Source organism: Azorhizobium sp. AG788 (assembly GCF_004364705.1).
Lineage (GTDB): Bacteria > Pseudomonadota > Alphaproteobacteria > Rhizobiales > Xanthobacteraceae > Azorhizobium > Azorhizobium caulinodans.
This window is the reverse complement of record NZ_SOBM01000003.1, coordinates 301302-316568: the sequence shown is the minus strand read 5'-3', so window position 1 is coordinate 316568 and position 15267 is coordinate 301302. Positions and strand designations below refer to the sequence as shown.

Below are 15267 nucleotides of genomic sequence, written 5' to 3'. Positions count from 1 at the left end.
GCCGCATCATGGAAACGCGCGCGGCGCACACAAAGTGGTAGCCGGACTGCCGGAAAGGTTCTAACGTGATCCCGCCCAAGGGAAAAACGGATGACCGGACAATGGCTAAGACGCAAGAGCCAGTCACCATCAAGAAATATGCGAATCGCCGCCTCTACAACACGGGTACCAGTACCTATGTGACCCTCGAAGACCTCGCCAACATGGTGAAGGAGGGGGAGGACTTCGTCGTCTATGACGCGAAGAACGGTGACGACATAACGCATTCTGTCCTGACGCAGATCATCTTCGAGCAGGAGAACAAGGGGCAGAATCTTCTTCCCATTGCTTTCCTGCGGCAGATCATCCGTTTCTACGGCGACAGCATGCAGATGATGGTGCCGCGCTTCCTCGAGATGTCCATCGAGAGCTTCACCAAAGAGCAGGGACGCATGCGCGACCAGGTCTCCAAGACCATCGTCGGCACGCCCTTCGGTGGCTTTGAGGATCAGGTTCGCCGCAACATGGAGGTGTTCGAGCGCGCCTTCAACATGTTCATCCCCTTCAAGGGCGATGAGACGCCGGCAGAGACCACCACGCCCGCCGCGCAGCCTGCCGCTGCGGCCAGTTCCGGCGACGAGCTGGAGGCGCTGAAGCGCCAGATGGCGGACATGCAGCAGAAGCTGGAGAAGCTCGTTTCCAAGCCGGAAGGCGGAAGCCAGTAATTGCGACAACCGCGCGATGGGTTCGGCCCATCGCGCGCCAGTTCCCCTTCGAGCGAGAGAGACCTTTCCAGAGCGGCGCCAGCACCGGGCGCCGTGGCCTCAGGTGCCGTGCTCTGTCGCCAGCGGGCGCGCAAGCCCGCTCAGCGAGCCCTGGAAATAGTCGCACCCCCATTCGAGCAACTGGGCGGCGACGATCTCGTTCTGCACCCATTCCGCGACGGTCTCGATCCCCAGTTGGCGGGAGAGGGTGAGCAGCGCCCGCACGAAAGCCTGATCGTCCGGCGATTTTGCCATGTTGATGATGTAGCCGCCGTCGATCTTCACCAGATCGACGCCGAGCTTGCGCAGGTTGCGGAAGGACGTGGCGCCGGCGCCGAAGTCGTCGATGGCGATGCGTGCGCCGGAGGGGCGCACCTGCGCGATGAAGTTGCGCGCGGCCGAGAGATGATCCACCGCCACCGACTCCGTCAGCTCGACGATGAGCCGGCGCCCGATGTCCGTGTCCACTTCCCGCCGGTAGAGTGCGATCCACGCCTCGTCCATGATGGAGGAGGCGGAGACGTTGATCGAGACGTGCAGCGTTGGGTCGCGGCGCATGTCGGCGGCGACCTGCTTCAGCATGCTGCGGTCCAGATGGCCCATGAGGCCGAGGGAGTCCGCCGCAGCCACGAGACGGTGGCCGGAATACTGCCGCGAGTAGCGGTCATGGGCGATGCGGGCGAGCGCCTCGCAGAACACCAGGGTGCGGGTGGTGGCGCGCACCACGGGCTGGTAGGCAACCGTGACGTCATTGCGGTCGATGGCCTGCACGATCTCGTCGGCCATCTGCAGATTGGCCCGGCGGCGGCCCTCGTTCCGTGTGCCCTGCAGGTCGAGGAAGAAGCGCCCGCGCCCCCGGCGCTTGGCCATCTCATGCGCTTCCTGCAGGCGGGCGATGATCGCATCGGGCGCCTCGCCCTGGTGCGGGGGCAGGATGGCGCCGATGGTGACGCTTACCGGCAGTTGGCCCTCGCCGGCGGAGAGCCGCGCCTCGCGAATTTCGGAGATGAGCCGCTCACCGAACGCGCCGAGGGCCTCCACCGATGTTTCGGTCAGGAGGATGGCGAACTTGTTGCCGGAGAAGCGCAGCAGCAGATCGGCGCTGGAGAGCTGCTGGCGCAACCGGCCCGCCAGCGCCACCAGAAGCCGGTCGGCGGTCTCGAAGCCGAAGCGGTCGTTGATCCGGCCGAGGTCATCGAGTCCCACGAGCAGCAGCGCCCAGCGCGCCTGCGGTCCGAAGGGGAGGGTGCCGAGGGCCTCCGTGAGATGCCGGCGGGTGAGGGCGCCCGTGAGCGGGTCTGCGGTCCCGCCCGGGATGACCGGGGCGAGGAGAGGGAGGATCTCCAGCGTGCCGACCGCCTGCTCCGGCTGGCCGTCGCTGCCCGCCCGCCAGCGGCCCTGGTCATGGACGCGGAAGGCTGCGGGCGTGCCGTCGATCGCCGGCCGGACCAGCGCCTCGTAGGGCATGCTGGCCAGTGGCAGGGCGCGCGCGAAGCGGTGGTAGTCGGTGCTCTCGTCCGTGCAGCCGAGGAAGGCGCGAAACGTCGTGCCGCGGCCGAGCTGCTCCAGCAGCGCCGGCCCGAGGGCTTCGCCGCTGTTGGCGCTCCAGTGGACGGTGTTGGCGGTGAGATCCCAGCGATAGACGAGACACTGCAAGGTCTGCAGGGCCTGAAGGGTCTGTTCGGGCGTATCGAGCACAGTTTTGGGCTCGCCGGCAGGGGGGGCCGGCGTCACGGGCGAGCTAGGATTGCGACCGGCCACCGGAACTCCATTTGACCTTTCCAGCCATGCGCGCAGCTTTCGCGCGTGAATTGTCCCTGAAACCCGAGAGGTGCGAAAGGTACAATTGCGCGGCTATCAAAAAATGTCGGCGCCCCTTCGGAACGCCCCGCACCCGTCAGGTGGTCGGTGGCGCGACAGACACATCGCGCTGGGCGACGCGGATCGAAACCGAGAAGCCCGTCAGCACGTCCAGCAGCATCACGCAGATGAGCAGGGCGAAGGTGCTGGTGCCCGCCTGCGGGACCATGAGGAACTCCACCACGCTGGCGATGAGCAGCAGCATGGACAGCATGTGGTCGACGATCGAGCGGGACGAAACCCGCGTCGCCTTGATCAGCTCCACGAACAGGATCAGCAGGCTGATCGCCACGAAGCCGTCGCCGAGCGAGATCTGCCAGCTGGCGCCCGAGGGCAGGTTGAAGCTCGCCACCGTCGCCCGCCAATCGGATCCCGGCGTGATGAAGGCGATGATGTTGTAGATCGCCAGCGGGATGATCAGCAGGGGGATGGGTGTCAGCATGTCGGGCTCCTGGGACCGTCCTGCGCCGCACGGCGTGCGGTGCCGGTGATCCATGACAACGTTATCGCACCGGAGGGCTCCGGAACGGGCGATCCGCGTTCCGGTCCGAGGCATCGAAGCCGCGAGGCAGGCGCCTGACGCCCGGCCGTGCGGCAACAGGCGCCATGGGTCGCACGGACGGGTTAAGAAGTTGTCGAAGGACCTTCCGGCATATGCAAACGCCGGCCTCGGCGAACCGATTCCGGCGTTCCAACACACGGGTCCTGGATATCCGCCTCCTCAGGCGGGCAACCGCACGCTGTGCGGCAATGCCCGTCCCGACGCCGCCGCGCGTGCGACGGCTGATGAAGCTCAGACCTCGGCGGTCTTGGGCTTCAGGATCTGGCGACCGCGATACATGCCGGTCTTCAGGTCCAGGTGATGCGGGCGGCGCAGCTCGCCGGAATCCTTGTCTTCCACATAGGTGGGCTGCTTCAGCGCATCGGCCGAACGGCGCATGCCGCGACGGGACGGCGAGGTCTTTCTCTTAGGGACAGCCATTGTCCAAACTCCAGGAACGTCCGAATGCCAGGGCCTGCTGCGTCGGTTCGCGCAGGCCATGCGAAACCATCATCTCGATTGAGAGGGGCGCCTTATACAGCGTCAGGACCGGAAGCGGAAGGCCCTGCGCGCCGAAAAGCCCGCCGATGTTGCAAGGCGGGGCCATTCCCACCGGCCCGGCCGCCTTGCCAAGATTTAATGCCGCACGTGCGGTCTTTGATTCCATTGCGGAAACTGCCGCAAGGGCGGCGCGGATTTTCTCCTCCGCGGGTGTGGTGCCTCAAGAATGCCCCCTTGTCAGCGAATGTGACCTGGGCAAGGGTGCCGCCGCAACGGACGACCCGTTACAGCTTCAAGGACAGTGGATCACATGATGCGTCCCGCTCCCACCGCCGCGCTCGCGGTTGCTCTCACCGCCTTCGCCTTCGGCGGCCAGGCGTTCGCCCAGACGGCGGCGCCGGGCGCCACCCCGCCGGCGGCGGCAGCCCCGGCCAAGCCGGCCGACAGCGACCCGGTGGTTGAGACGGTGAACGGCGCGCCCATCCGCGCCAGCGAACTGGCCATCGCGGAAGACGACATCGGCCCCGGCCTGCCGCAGGTGCAGGGCGCCGCGCGTCAGGAATACATCCTGTCCTTCCTGACTGACATGACCCTGCTGGCCCAGGCCGCGCAGGCGCAGAAGCTCGACCAGAGCCCGGAATTCGCGGCCAAGATGAACTATCTGCGCACCAAGGCGCTGATGGAGACCCTCATGGCTGCCGAGGCCAAGAAGGCCGTGACCGAGGATGCCAAGCGCAAGACCTATGACGAGTTCGTCAAGCAGACGAAGCCGGAGACCGAGGTCCACGCTCGCCATATCCTCGTGGACAGCGAGGCCAAGGCCAAGGAAATCGCCGCCAAGGCCAAGGCTGGCGCCGATTTTGCCAAGCTTGCCAAGGAAAACTCCAAGGACAGCGCCGAGGACGGCGGCGATCTCGGCTACTTCACCAAGGACCAGATGGTGCCGGAATTCGCCGACGCCGCCTTCAAGCTGGACAAGGGCCAGGTCTCCGATCCGGTGAAGACCCAGTTCGGCTGGCACGTCATCAAGGTCGAGGACAAGCGCCAGAAGCCGATCCCGACCTATGAGCAGGTCTCCGACCAGATCGACCAGTATCTCATCCGCAAGGCGCAGTCCGATCTCGTGACCAAGCTGCGCTCCGATGCGAAGGTCGAGAAGACCTCGGCTGCGCCCTCGGCCGCCCCGGCTGCGCCCGCGACCCCTGCGGCTCCGGCCGGCGCTGCGCCTGCGGCCCCGAAGAACTGACGTTTCTTGATCCGGGCGGTTCTCCGTCCGCATGGAGAAGGCCCGGCCGCTCGCGCGCGCCGGGCCTTTTCTTTGGGCCTCAGGCGGCGCCCTTGAGGATGAGGTGCACGCGGCGCGGGATGTCCCCGGCAGCGCCGAGGTCGCCGGTCAGCAGGCGCATCCAGGCAAAGCCGAACAGCATTTCGACAATGGCTGCACCGTCCGCATCGGCCGGAAGGTCGCCGCGGGCGATGCCACGCTCGACGATCTCGCGCACATAGGCCCGCCGCTCGATCAGAAAAGCGCGCAGGCGCTCCAGCGCTTCAGGGTCCGACTGGGCTTCGGCGATGATGGAGCGGAAGGCGGCGCCGGCGGGCGTGTGGCGCCAGAAATCAAAGAGCCGGCTCAGGACGTCTTCCAGATCCCCTTGCAGGGAGCCGGTGTCCGCCTGGAGCACGGTCTCCTTCTGCCGCGCATAGACATCGATGAGCAGCGCGGCCTTGTTGGGCCACCAGCGATAGATGGTCGGCTTGCCGGCGCCCGCCCGGCGCGCGACCGCCTCGATGCTGAAACCGCCCAGCCCATCCTCCGCGAGGATCGCCGCTGCCGCATCGAGAATGGCTGCGGCACTCTCCGGGTTGCGCCGGCCCCCGATGGAGGTGCGGCGGCGCGTCTGGGCGGTCTCGGCAGCATCAGTCATGGGAATTGGTTAGAGCACCGGGCGGCGCAATGGCAATGTGGCCGGTGCCCCTTGACCGGCGGAGGCCCTCATTCTAGCTTTATTGAAACGGTCCGTTTCGTTCAAATATGAGCTTCCCATGACCGAGTCCGTGCCCCCCGCTCAGCCTTCTCCCCCTGCGCCGCTCTGCCGCTACCGGCTCTCCGTGGGTGCCTCGCTCGGCGCCTATCCCCTCATCACCGGCATCCTCTACGGGCTCGGTCCTCTCACCGAGACGTGGGAGGTGTGGCAGAAGACGCTCGCCATCGTGCCGGTGATGGTGCCTTGCATGGTGTTCGGCGTCATTCCGGGCGTTCAGCGCATCGGCGGGAGGTGGGTGCGGCGGGCGTCGCGGAACTGACGCAGCGGGGCCTTGCCTATGTCATCGAGGTGCGGCACACCCAGCCTGCCAACTCTTTGAGGGCTGTCATGTCCGCGTCCATCTCCCCGCTCGCTCCGTCCGCCTTGCCCGAGGTGCCGCCTGTGCCGGGCGTGCGTTTCGCCACCGCCGAGGCGGGCATTCGCTACCAGGGCCGCACCGATGCGCTGCTCGTGGCGTTCGACAAGGGAACGGCCGTCGCGGGCGTCACGACCCGCTCGCTCTGCCCCTCCGCGCCTGTCGAGTGGTGCCGCGAGGCCCTGAAGAAGGGCAAGGCGCGCGGCCTCGTCGTCAATTCTGGCAATGCCAATGCCTTCACCGGCCTCAAGGGGCGCGAGTCCACCGCGCTGACGGCGCGCATCGCCGCCGATGCACTGGGCTGCAAGCCCACGGAGATCTTCCTCGCCTCCACCGGCGTCATCGGCGAGCCGCTGGATGCCACCAAGTTCCAGGGCGTGATGGGCGATATGGCCGGCCGCCTCGCCGCCGGCCCGTGGGAAGGCCCCGCGCGTGCCATCATGACCACGGACACCTTTCCGAAGCTCGCCACCGCGCAGGTGCCCTTCGGCAACACCACGGTCACGATCGCTGGCATCGCCAAGGGCGCGGGCATGATCGCCCCCGACATGGCGACCATGCTCTCCTTCGTCTTCACCGATGCGCCCATCGCGGCGCCGGTGCTCCAGAAGCTGCTCTCCAAGCTGGTAGTGAACAGCTTCAATGCCGTGACCGTGGATGGCGACACCTCTACTTCCGATACGCTTCTCCTTTTCGCGACGGGCGCGGCGAAGGAAGTCGGCGCGCCGGCCGTGAAGGACAGTGCCGATCCGGTGCTGCGTCCCTTCCGCAAGGCGCTGAAAGCGGTTCTCAATGATCTGGCCGAGCAGGTCGCCCGCGACGGCGAAGGCGCGCGCAAGCTGATCCGCGTGCATGTGTCGGGCGCCGTCTCCAAGGGCTCCGCCCGCCGCATCGCCTTCTCCATCGCCAATTCGCCGCTGGTGAAGACGGCGGTCGCCGGCGAGGACGCCAATTGGGGGCGCGTCGTGATGGCCGTGGGCAAGGCCGGTGAGCCTGCCGACCGCGACCGCCTCGCCATCTCCTTCGGCGATATCCGCGTGGCGGCGGAAGGCGCGCGCGACCCGTCCTATGACGAGCAGGTGGTCTCCGACTACATGAAGGGCGATGTCATCGACATCCGCGTGGACCTCGGCCTCGGCAAGGGGGCGGATCGCGTCCTGACCTGCGATCTGACCAAGGAATACGTGGCCATCAACGGCGATTACCGCTCGTGAAGATCACGCTCGTCGCCGCCTGCGCGCTGGTGGATGCCGACAACCGGGTGCTGGTGGCCCAGCGCCCGGAAGGCAAGGCGCTGGCCGGCCTCTGGGAGTTCCCCGGCGGCAAGGTGGAGCCCGGCGAGCGGCCCGAAGCCTGCCTTATCCGGGAATTGCATGAGGAACTCGGCATCACGGTGAAGGAGGCGTGCCTTGCGCCGCTCACCTTTGCCAGCCACGGCTATGAGACCTTCCATCTGCTGATGCCGCTGTGGATCTGCCGCCGTTGGGAAGGGCAGGTCATCGCTCGTGAGCACAAGGCGCTGAAGTGGCTGCGTGCAGGCAAGCTGCGCGAGATCCCCATGCCGCCGGCGGACGAACCGCTCATTCCGCCGCTGATCGACCTTCTCGGTCCCTGAGGCGGCGGCCGCATGGGTGTGCGGCTGGTTCAAGGTTTTTCTTCAAGTATTTATAGATGAGTGTCCCGCCTGCTCGGTCCGCCCGCAGCGTGCGGTGCGGACGCTCGCGCGTGGGCTTTGATGTTGTGAGCGGCCCGACGGTTCCGCTCCCGTTGTTACCTGAAAAGTGGCGGTAACAAAAAACCTTCATCTGTCCTTCAGACTGCATCCGGAAGTTTTCGTCGCAGAAAAGCACCAATTAAGCGTGGCCATGACCGTTGCGCCGCGCTACCTCTTTCATCCAATATCATGCTCTCTGCGTCCGGTGTTTTTCCGGATTTGGACAATCATAAGTTGTGGGGCGGGATTTGGGGCGTTGGATGGGGACGGCTCGGGTCGGTTGGGTGGTCATGCTCGCGCTTCTGGTCGCGGCCTGCTCCAGTGGGCCTGGGGAGGCCGACATGAAGGAGGCGATGGACCGCCTGTTCCGACAGGAGGTGGACACCTATAACGCCAAGGTGAAGGAAGAGAACAAGCGCCTCGGCCGGGCCAAGTTCGCCGAAAAATCCTATCCGGTGATCGCCCAGCTGAAGAAAATCGACTGCGTGCGCCCCGATTCGAAGCCCGGCTACATCTGCTATTTCGAGATGAGCCTCGACGGCATGCAGCAGAAGCGGCCGGGCCGTTTCTATGTGGAAGGTGGCTCCTGGGTCTATGCCCGGCCCTAGAGCCGGAGGGCGTGAGACCCGAGGTCCCGATCTGCGGCCTCACACCACCAGCGGCGCCAGGGCGCGCTTCAGATGCTCCGGCAGCGGCACCGGGCGGCGTGTGTCGCGATCCACATAGACATGGACGAAATAGCCCTGCGCCGAGGCCGTGTCCTCGCCCTGTCGGAAGATGCCGATTTCGTAGCGCACGGAGGTGTTGCCGAGCTTCACCACCCGGAGGCCGGCTTCCACCGTTTCCGGGAAGGTGAGGCTCTGGAAATAGGAGCAGCGGGTTTCGACGACGAGGCCGATGGCCGCGCTCTCGTGCGGGTTCACCCCGTCCGTCCGCATCAGATACTCGGCCACCACCGTATCGAAATAGGCGTAATAGACGACGTTGTTCACGTGGCCATAGACGTCCATGTCCGACCAGCGGGTGGTGATGGGCAGGAAGTGCGGGAAGGACGAGCGCAACGCGGGTGCCTCCCGTTCCCCCTTGGGCGCGGCGTCACGGGGAGCAGCTTCGGCCTTGGTCATCACGGATCACCCTCGTCTCGGACGGGGCGATGGTCACCACGCCGGCCAGAAGGTCAAGCCCGCTCGGCCATCAGGGCGTCTCGCCCGCCGGCTTTTCCGTGGTGCCGAGCGCGTCCGCAAGGCGCATCTTGGCCGAGCCGGGCCGCAGCGGCTTCTGCTGGCTCTCGTGCGGTACCCAGCCGGACAGCCAGACGATCTCGAACGTCGCCCGCACCCGTCCGTCCGCATCGGAGAAGCGCTCCGCGTAGATTTCCGCCGCCCGCAGCAGGGTCGCCCGGCGCAGCGGCACGCGGCGGCGCTCGGCCAGCACGTTGCCCGCGCCCATGCGCCGCAGCTCGTTCATCAGCGTGAAGGGGGAGCCGTAGCGCACCACCACGCGATCTACGTCGGTCACCGGCAGAGCAAAACCCGCGCGCTGAAGCAGCCCGCCCATGTCGCGCACGTCCGCGAAGGGGGCGACGCGGGGCGAGACGCCGCCCGTGGTCTCACTCTCGGCTATGGCGAAGGCTTCGCGCAGCTCAGCAAGGCTGCCGCCGCCGATGAGGGCGGCGAGGAACAGCCCGTCCGGCTTCAACGCCCGGCGCACCTGCGCGAAGGCGCCCGGCAGGTCGTTGACCATCTGGAGTGCGAGCGCCGACACCACAAGATCGAGCGAACCATTGGCGAAGGGCAGGGCCTCCTCGTCCGCCACGATCGTGCGTTCCGATGCGGCAAGCCCCGCCGCGAGCGGCGCGGCCCGCACCAGCGTGCCGATGCCGGGATGGCCGGCGAGGGCGCGGGAGAGAAGATCGGTGGGGGTGCCGAGATCCACCGCCGTCTCGAAGCGCCGCTTCACCGTGAGCAGGCGCTCGGACAGGTCTTCCGCCGCCCGCTCCAGAAGGAAGGGCTCGGGGCCGAGGGCGAGGGCGCGGGCCTGACGGGCGCGCAGCAGGGCGCGATCGAAGACGAGGGGATGGCTCATGCGGGTGCATATAGGCGCTTCACGGCCGCGATGCATCCGTCTCAGGGACAGACGGAAAGCGTGACCGGATCGGCTCCGGCCGGCAGGAGATCGCTCATCTGCGTGCAGCGGCCTTCAACGCAGATGCGGTAGTCGGCGGTGGCGCCCGAGCGGCGCAACGCCAGCGAGGGGAGGGGCGCGGCCCTGGGGTGGGCCACATAGCGGTCGCCCTGGAGCACGGCGTCCGGCGGCGGCTCCATGCCCGCCCCCGATCCCTCGATGCGCATCTCGGTGAGGGTGAGGCCCTCTGCGCTCGCGCGCCAGTCCTCCGCCCATTCCGTCTTCTGCACCGAATGGGTCCACAGGAGCGTGATCGCGGCGCCGAGGCGCACCGTGGCACCGGCGCCCGACAGGCAGATGAGCAGGGGAGCAGCCATGGACGCGAGTTTATGGGCCCGCCTCCAAAAAGCGAACCCCGCGCCGACGGGCGCGGGGCCGGAGGGCCGGAAGCCGCAGGAGATGCGGCCTCGGCGCTATCGAGGGGCCGGGCACTGCCGCCCGGCGTCCCTCAGTTCATGTTGAGGACGATGCGCCCGTCGATGCCGCCTTCTTCCATGCGGTGGAATATCTCGTTGATGTTCTCGAGCTTGTCCCACGAGAAGTGGGCAGCCACCTGACCGTTGCCGGCGAACTCGAGGGCCTCTTCCAGATCCTGGCGGGTGCCCACGATGGAGCCGCGCACGGTGATGCGCTTCAGCACCGTGTCGAAGATGGGCATGGCGAACATGCCCGGAGGCAGACCGCACAAGGCCATGGTGCCGTGGGCGCGCAGCACGTTGAATGCCTGTTCGAACGCCTTGGGCGAGACGGCCGTGACGAGCACACCGTGGACGCCGCCGATGGCCTTCTGCACCACGGCCCCCGGATCTTCCTCGCGGGCGTTCACGACCAGTTCGGCGCCCAGCTTCTTCGCCAGTTCCAGCTTGTCGGGATGCACGTCGATGGCCACCACATGCATGCCCATGGCCTTGGCATACTGCACGGCCATGTGGCCGAGCCCGCCGATGCCCGAAATGGCGACCCATTCGCCCGGCTTCACCTCGGTTTCCTTCAGGCCCTTGTAGACCGTCACGCCGGCGCACAGCACGGGCGCGGCCGGACCCCAGTCCAGCTTGTCGGGCAGGCGGCCCACGTAATTGGGATCGGCCACCGCATATTCGGCAAAGCTGCCGTTGACGGAATAGCCGGTGTTCTGCTGGTCGGCGCAGAGCGTTTCCCACCCCGTGCGGCAGTGGGGACAATAGCCGCAGGCGGTGTGCAGCCACGGAATGCCCACGCGGTCGCCTTCCTTCACGCGCTTCACCCGGCTGCCGACGCCGACCACGGTGCCGACGCCCTCATGGCCGGGAATGAACGGCGGCTTCGGCTTCACCGGCCAGTCGCCCTTCACCGCGTGCAGGTCGGTGTGGCACACGCCGGTGGCGGCGATGCGGACCAGGATCTGCTCGGGGCCGGGCTCGGGCACGGGCACCTGCTCGATCACGAGGGGTTGGCCCAGCTGGTGGACGACGGCGGCTTTCATCATGTTGGTCATGGCCGGTCTCCTTCTGCCGCGGAGAAGACCGCAGGCCGCCGGGGCGCACCTTGATCCGCATCAAGCTCCTGCCAGTCACGGAGCGTTCACTTCGGTGGGCGGTATGGCGTTATTGGAATTTTTGCTCAACAGGTGTCGCAACGGCACCGTTGCATTGCTTGATGCGGATCAACGCAGCCGATGCGGCGCGGCAGGACAGTGCCGCATCCCCGGACGCATCGCTGATCGACGGGGAGCGGGGCGCACGGCGCCCGGGCGGTGCCGCGTGCGGGCGGCGTCCCTTGGGGCTCCAGCAGGATGCCTGCCGACCGGCGGGCCCGGTCCTCTCACCGAATGGAAACGGCCATGGCTTACGCAAGCACCAATCCCTTCACCGCCGAGGTCCTCCAGACCTTTCCCAACGCCACCGATGCCGAGGTGGTGGCGGCCATCGATGCCGCCCATGCCGCATTCCTGGGCTGGCGCGAGACGTCCTTCGCCTATCGCGCCCGCATCCTCCAGAATGCCGCCGACCTGCTGCGTCGCGACGTGGACGGCTATGCCCGCCTGCTGACGCTGGAGATGGGCAAGCTCTTCTCCGAGGCGAAGGGAGAGGTGGAACTCTCCGCCCGCATCTTCGAATATTATGTCCAGAATGCCGAGCGCCTGCTGGAGCCCGAGCCGCTGCCCGTGGCCGATCCGGCGGAAGGGAAGGCTGTTCTGGTCTGCGAGCCGCTTGGGGTGCTGCTGGCCATCGAGCCGTGGAACTTCCCCTATTACCAGATCGCCCGCATCATCGCGCCGCAGCTCTCGGCGGGGAATACCGTCCTGCTGAAGCACGCCTCCAACGTGCCCCAGAGCGCCGCCGCCTTCGAGCGTCTGATGCTGGAGGCCGGACTGCCCAAGGGCGCCTTCCGCAACCTTTACGCCACCCGCGCGCAGATTGAACTCATCCTCAACGATCCGCGTGTCCATGGCGTTGCCCTCACCGGCTCGGAAGGGGCGGGTGCGGAGGTGGCGTCCGTTGCTGGCAAGGCGCTCAAGAAATCCACCATGGAGCTTGGCGGCGCCGACGCCTTCGTCGTGCTTAAGGATGCGGACCTTGCCAAGACGGTGAAATGGGCGGTCTTCGGCCGCCACTGGAACGGCGGGCAGGTGTGCGTCTCGTCCAAGCGCATGATCATCGTGGACGAGGTCTATGACGCCTTCTTCGAGCAGTACAAGGCGGGTGTCGCGGGCCTGAAGGCGGGCGATCCCTTCGATGCGCAGACGACGCTCGCGCCCCTGTCTTCGCAGGGGGCTGCGGACGAGGTGAAGCAGAAGATCCAGGAGGCGGTCGCCCATGGCGCTACCGCCATCGAGGTGGGCGCGCCGGTGCCGAACCAGGGCGCCTTCGTGCAGCCGACCATCCTCACCAACATCACCGAGGACAATCCGGCCCGCTACTGGGAGTTCTTCGGTCCCGTCTCCATGCTCTTCCGCGCCAAGGACGAGGACGATGCGGTGCGTATCGCCAACGACTCGCCCTTCGGTCTCGGCGGCTCGGTCTTCACCTCGGACACGAAGCATGGGGCGGAGGTGGCGAAGCGCATCTCCACCGGCATGGTGTTCGTGAACCATCCCACCATGGTGAAGGCGGACCTGCCCTTCGGCGGTATCCGCCGCTCGGGCTATGGGCGCGAACTCCTCGGTCTCGGGCTCAAGGAGTTCGTCAACCACAAGCTCATCGACGTGGTGGACATAGACGCGCCCTTCTGAGCGCGAACTCATCCCCGCGCGGCCCGCACCGCGCGGGGATCGGTCACACCGGGCGCGCCGGGACGCGGCGCACCTGGAGCAGGTGCCAGCCGAGGAAGACGGCGAGCAAGGCAAAGCCGGAAATGTCCGACATGGGCACGGCGGCGACGAACAGCAGCGCCGCCAGCCCCGCCACGATGCGCTCGATGAGGCCGAGCGGGCCGAACAGCCATCCGATGGCGATGGCCCCCAGCAGCCCGATGACGATGCAGGCCTTGGCGAACACGTAGGCCACCTCGACCCAGTAGCCGTAATGGGCCGCGATCTCGCCGCCCTGTTGGAGCATGAGGGTCGGCTCGTAGACAGCCATCACCGGAATGAGAAAGCCGGCGAGCGCGATGCGGCAGGCCTGCCAGCCGATGGCATCGGGCGAGGCCTTGGCGATGGGCGCCGCGGCGAGGGCGGCCAGCGCCACCGGCGGCGTCAGGTCGGCGATGATGCCGTAATAGAAGACGAACATGTGGCTGACGATCAGCGGCACGCCGAGCGCAAGCAAGGCGGGCGCCGCCAGCGAGGCAGTGATGATGTAGGTGGGGATCGTCGGGATGCCGGTGCCGAGGATGATGCTGGTGACGATGGTCAGCAGCAGCGAGAGCCACAGCGTCTCCTTGCCGATGGACACCACCCAGCCGCCGAAGATCGTCGCCGTGCCGGTGAGCGTGAGCACGCCGATGACCGTGCCGACGATGGCGCAGGCCATGCCCACGGGCAGCGCCTGCCGGGCACCTTCCGCCAGCCCGTCCCGACAGAGCGCCAGCGTCGTCCGCCCGCCGCGCGTGATCGCGTTCACGACGATGAGCGCCAGCACGAGGCCGACGATGACCATGACGCCGAACTGGAAGAAGCTGGCGCACACGAGCCCGATGAGGATCCAGAAGGCGAGGCGCAGAGCGGGCTTTCCCGCTTCGCCGGCAAGGCTCTGGCCGAGGATGAGCACCACGGTGAGCGCGAGGCCCACGGCGCCGGCGAACAAAGGCGTGTAGCCCGCGAACAGCAGATAGACGAGCACGGCGAGCGGCAGCAGCAGATACCAGCCGCGCCGGAGCGCCGGGATCACGCGCGGCACCCTGTCCTTCGGGATGCCGACGAGGCCGTGCTTGCCTGCTTCCAGATGCACCATCCAGAAAGCGGAGGCGAAATAGAGGATGGCCGGGATGATGGCGGCCTTCACGATGGTGGCGTAAGGCACGCCGATGGTCTCTGCCATGATGAAGGCCACCGCGCCCATCACCGGCGGCATGATCTGCCCGCCCATGGAGGCGGTGGCCTCCACCCCGCCCGCGAAGGAGGCGGAATAGCCGAAGCGCTTCATCAGTGGGATGGTGAACTGGCCGACCGTCACCACATTGGCGACGCCCGAGCCGGAAATGGTGCCCATGAGGGCGGAGGAGAACACCGCCACCTTCGCCGGCCCGCCCCGCGCGCGGCCGAAGAGGCCCAGAGCGATGTCGTTGAAGAGCTGGATCATGCCGGCCCGCTCCAGGAACGTGCCGAACAGGACGAAGAGGAAGATGTAGGTGGCGGAGACCGCGATGGGCGTGCCGTAGATGCCCTCCGTGCCGAAGGACATCTGCTCCACGATCTGCTCCAGCGAATAGCCGCGATGGTCGAGCGGGGCGGGCAGATACTGGCCGAACAGGCCATAGAGCAGGAAGGCGCCGCAGATGAGCGGCAGGGCCGCCCCCATCATCTGCCAGGAGATGACGAACACCACCACGATGAGGGCGATGCCCATCACGAAATCGGCCTGCGAGATCTCGCCGGCCCGCAGGATCAGGTCGTTATAGAAGATCCACTGATAGAGCCCGGTGCCGAAGCCGATGAGCCCCAGCCCCCAGCCGAGCGCCAGCGTCGCCTTGTTCGTCGAGCGGTGGTTGGCGATGAGCGCCGCCGAGATGAGGCACAGGAAGCCCACGTGCAGCGCGCGGATCACCTGGCTGGGCAGGATGGCATAGGTGGAGACGAAGAGCTGGTAGGCCGAGAAGGCGATGGCGATCCAGAACAGCAGCGTGCCCTTGAAGCCCGTGCCGAAGCCGGGCGGCAGGCCATGCTCCATGTCGTCGATGGGGGCGAA

General features: G+C 67.1%; 16 protein-coding genes. 7 read left to right on the top strand and 9 right to left on the bottom strand.

Annotation, left to right across the window (positions count from 1 at the left end; all coding sequences use genetic code 11):
• The first annotated feature begins 101 nt into the window (after positions 1 to 101).
• On the top strand, positions 102 to 704 hold the full coding sequence (phaR, locus tag DFO45_RS09275; RefSeq protein WP_012168838.1) for a polyhydroxyalkanoate synthesis repressor PhaR: 603 nt from the start codon (positions 102 to 104) through the stop codon (positions 702 to 704).
• Between the two features lie 99 nt (positions 705 to 803).
• Here the strand turns inward: phaR and DFO45_RS09270 are convergent, their stop codons facing one another.
• From DFO45_RS09270 to rpmF, 3 genes are all read right to left on the bottom strand, one after another.
• A complete protein-coding gene (locus DFO45_RS09270) occupies positions 804 to 2441 on the bottom strand; it encodes a bifunctional diguanylate cyclase/phosphodiesterase (protein ID WP_052285826.1) in 1638 nt (545 codons plus the stop codon).
• 199 nt (positions 2442 to 2640) lie between these two features.
• Positions 2641 to 3045 carry a hypothetical protein gene (locus DFO45_RS09265; RefSeq protein ID WP_043878751.1) on the bottom strand — a complete coding sequence of 135 codons (405 nt, stop codon included), beginning with the start codon at positions 3043 to 3045 and terminating at the stop codon, positions 2641 to 2643.
• A 351-nt stretch (positions 3046 to 3396) separates the two neighbouring features.
• Entirely contained in the window at positions 3397 to 3585 is a 189-nt protein-coding gene (gene rpmF / locus DFO45_RS09260; protein ID WP_012168841.1) for a 50S ribosomal protein L32, read from the bottom strand.
• Positions 3586 to 3955: 370 nt separating this feature from the next.
• On the opposite strand from rpmF, the gene DFO45_RS09255 reads away from it, so the two are divergent.
• A complete protein-coding gene (locus DFO45_RS09255) occupies positions 3956 to 4891 on the top strand; it encodes a peptidylprolyl isomerase (protein WP_133864617.1) in 936 nt (311 codons plus the stop codon).
• Positions 4892 to 4970: 79 nt separating this feature from the next.
• Here the strand turns inward: DFO45_RS09255 and DFO45_RS09250 are convergent, their stop codons facing one another.
• The gene (locus tag DFO45_RS09250) at positions 4971 to 5570 is read right to left on the bottom strand and encodes a TetR/AcrR family transcriptional regulator (RefSeq protein ID WP_133864616.1); all 600 of its coding nucleotides are present in this window, start codon (positions 5568 to 5570) and stop codon (positions 4971 to 4973) included.
• A 118-nt stretch (positions 5571 to 5688) separates the two neighbouring features.
• Here DFO45_RS09250 and DFO45_RS09245 point away from each other — a divergent pair, with 118 nt between their 5' ends.
• The 4 genes from DFO45_RS09245 to DFO45_RS09230 all read left to right on the top strand — a co-directional run bounded on the left by DFO45_RS09245 (position 5689) and on the right by DFO45_RS09230 (position 8367).
• On the top strand, positions 5689 to 5949 hold the full coding sequence (locus DFO45_RS09245) for a hypothetical protein (protein WP_043878754.1): 261 nt from the start codon (positions 5689 to 5691) through the stop codon (positions 5947 to 5949).
• A gap of 68 nt (positions 5950 to 6017) precedes the next feature.
• The gene (gene argJ, locus DFO45_RS09240) at positions 6018 to 7259 is read left to right on the top strand and encodes a bifunctional glutamate N-acetyltransferase/amino-acid acetyltransferase ArgJ (RefSeq protein ID WP_133864615.1); all 1242 of its coding nucleotides are present in this window, start codon (positions 6018 to 6020) and stop codon (positions 7257 to 7259) included.
• On the top strand, positions 7256 to 7660 hold the full coding sequence (locus DFO45_RS09235) for a (deoxy)nucleoside triphosphate pyrophosphohydrolase (RefSeq protein ID WP_208299765.1): 405 nt from the start codon (positions 7256 to 7258) through the stop codon (positions 7658 to 7660). Before argJ ends, DFO45_RS09235 begins: the two co-directional genes overlap by 4 nt.
• 440 nt (positions 7661 to 8100) lie before the next feature.
• Complete coding sequence (locus tag DFO45_RS09230) at positions 8101 to 8367, top strand: hypothetical protein (RefSeq protein WP_043878755.1); 267 nt, start codon at positions 8101 to 8103, stop codon at positions 8365 to 8367.
• A 39-nt stretch (positions 8368 to 8406) separates the two neighbouring features.
• Here DFO45_RS09230 and DFO45_RS09225 read toward each other — a convergent pair whose 3' ends face one another.
• The 4 genes from DFO45_RS09225 to adhP form a co-directional block, all read right to left on the bottom strand.
• Positions 8407 to 8883: a thioesterase family protein gene (locus tag DFO45_RS09225; RefSeq protein WP_081433866.1), complete on the bottom strand. Its 477-nt coding sequence runs from the start codon at positions 8881 to 8883 to the stop codon at positions 8407 to 8409.
• A gap of 70 nt (positions 8884 to 8953) precedes the next feature.
• Positions 8954 to 9844, bottom strand: coding sequence for a methyltransferase domain-containing protein (locus DFO45_RS09220; RefSeq protein ID WP_133864613.1), 891 nt, complete (start codon positions 9842 to 9844; stop codon positions 8954 to 8956).
• 41 nt (positions 9845 to 9885) lie between these two features.
• The gene (locus DFO45_RS09215; RefSeq protein WP_133864612.1) at positions 9886 to 10260 is read right to left on the bottom strand and encodes a DUF1850 domain-containing protein; all 375 of its coding nucleotides are present in this window, start codon (positions 10258 to 10260) and stop codon (positions 9886 to 9888) included.
• A 131-nt stretch (positions 10261 to 10391) separates the two neighbouring features.
• Positions 10392 to 11417, bottom strand: a complete 1026-nt coding sequence (gene adhP / locus DFO45_RS09210; RefSeq protein WP_012168851.1) for an alcohol dehydrogenase AdhP — start codon at positions 11415 to 11417, stop codon at positions 10392 to 10394.
• A gap of 345 nt (positions 11418 to 11762) precedes the next feature.
• Here adhP and DFO45_RS09205 point away from each other — a divergent pair, with 345 nt between their 5' ends.
• Positions 11763 to 13154, top strand: a complete 1392-nt coding sequence (locus DFO45_RS09205) for an NAD-dependent succinate-semialdehyde dehydrogenase (protein ID WP_043879913.1) — start codon at positions 11763 to 11765, stop codon at positions 13152 to 13154.
• 43 nt (positions 13155 to 13197) lie between these two features.
• Here DFO45_RS09205 and DFO45_RS09200 read toward each other — a convergent pair whose 3' ends face one another.
• Entirely contained in the window at positions 13198 to 15249 is a 2052-nt protein-coding gene (locus tag DFO45_RS09200) for a TRAP transporter permease (RefSeq protein ID WP_245518021.1), read from the bottom strand.
• Positions 15250 to 15267 lie beyond the last annotated feature (18 nt).

Bases quoted from the DNA above. Each gene is read 5' to 3' on its own strand.
- phaR (WP_012168838.1), top strand. From the start codon at position 102: ATGGCTAAGACGCAAGAGCCAGTCACCATCAAGAAATATGCGAATCGC.
- DFO45_RS09265 (WP_043878751.1), bottom strand. From the start codon at position 3,045: ATGCTGACACCCATCCCCCTGCTGATCATCCCGCTGGCGATCTACAAC.
- rpmF (WP_012168841.1), bottom strand. From the start codon at position 3,585: ATGGCTGTCCCTAAGAGAAAGACCTCGCCGTCCCGTCGCGGCATGCGC.
- DFO45_RS09255 (WP_133864617.1), top strand. From the start codon at position 3,956: ATGATGCGTCCCGCTCCCACCGCCGCGCTCGCGGTTGCTCTCACCGCC.
- DFO45_RS09250 (WP_133864616.1), bottom strand. From the start codon at position 5,570: ATGACTGATGCTGCCGAGACCGCCCAGACGCGCCGCCGCACCTCCATC.
- DFO45_RS09245 (WP_043878754.1), top strand. From the start codon at position 5,689: ATGACCGAGTCCGTGCCCCCCGCTCAGCCTTCTCCCCCTGCGCCGCTC.
- argJ (WP_133864615.1), top strand. From the start codon at position 6,018: ATGTCCGCGTCCATCTCCCCGCTCGCTCCGTCCGCCTTGCCCGAGGTG.
- DFO45_RS09230 (WP_043878755.1), top strand. From the start codon at position 8,101: ATGAAGGAGGCGATGGACCGCCTGTTCCGACAGGAGGTGGACACCTAT.
- DFO45_RS09225 (WP_081433866.1), bottom strand. From the start codon at position 8,883: ATGACCAAGGCCGAAGCTGCTCCCCGTGACGCCGCGCCCAAGGGGGAA.
- DFO45_RS09220 (WP_133864613.1), bottom strand. From the start codon at position 9,844: ATGAGCCATCCCCTCGTCTTCGATCGCGCCCTGCTGCGCGCCCGTCAG.
- DFO45_RS09215 (WP_133864612.1), bottom strand. From the start codon at position 10,260: ATGGCTGCTCCCCTGCTCATCTGCCTGTCGGGCGCCGGTGCCACGGTG.
- adhP (WP_012168851.1), bottom strand. From the start codon at position 11,417: ATGACCAACATGATGAAAGCCGCCGTCGTCCACCAGCTGGGCCAACCC.
- DFO45_RS09205 (WP_043879913.1), top strand. From the start codon at position 11,763: ATGGCTTACGCAAGCACCAATCCCTTCACCGCCGAGGTCCTCCAGACC.
- DFO45_RS09200 (WP_245518021.1), bottom strand. From the start codon at position 15,249: ATGGAGCATGGCCTGCCGCCCGGCTTCGGCACGGGCTTCAAGGGCACG.